The 647-nt window shown below is 33.8% G+C and carries 1 protein-coding gene; it reads left to right on the top strand.

Translation table 11 applies throughout. The features are described from left to right. Positions 1 to 647 (top strand): lipoprotein insertase outer membrane protein LolB1 (lolB1, locus tag E1171_RS00390; protein ID WP_155203014.1); only part of this gene is annotated, 647 nt, incomplete at both ends.

The following is a 647-nucleotide window of genomic DNA, read 5'->3' as shown; positions in this document are numbered from 1 at the left end:
ACCCCAATAGATACGTATTCACTTGAGAAGAAAAAGTTTGAACTTCGGGAGTTGGACTTTGATCATTTGAGTACCAAAGCGAAGATTAAATACTCCGAAGGTTCAAAAACCACCCGGGCAACCGCGAATATTCGGATGAAAAGGGATAGTATTATTTGGTTTTCCATTGTTCCTGCTTTGGGTATTGAAGCCGCTAGGGGGATGATCACTCGTGATTCATTGGTTTTTATGAATAGAATAGATAAGACTTATTCCATAATGGATTACGCTTCCTTAAGTGAAAAATATAATTTTAGAATTGATTATAATATGATTCAATCCATTCTGGTAGGAAATCTTCCTTTGGGCAAGACTGACGGCGATAGAATAAAAAGGAGGCAGGATTACTATATTATCAAGCAAAATAATGGAACACTAAAAGTTGAAAACTACATTAGTGCTCATACTATGAAGTTAAATAGTGTTCATATTACAGAAAGCCCAGGGAAAAACACTTTAGATTTGGAGTATAGTGATTTTAAAATGGTGGATAATGAGTATGTTTTTCCTTTTTCTGCTTTCATTTCTTTAAATTATCAGGCGAAAGATGGAAAGCCGTTAAATACAGAAATAAATATTGAACATAATAAAACAGAAATAAACGGCAA

It is taken from the genome of Xanthovirga aplysinae (assembly GCF_009711365.1).
Taxonomy (GTDB): domain Bacteria; phylum Bacteroidota; class Bacteroidia; order Cytophagales; family Cyclobacteriaceae; genus Xanthovirga; species Xanthovirga aplysinae.
This window is presented reverse-complemented; position numbering and strand designations above follow the sequence as displayed.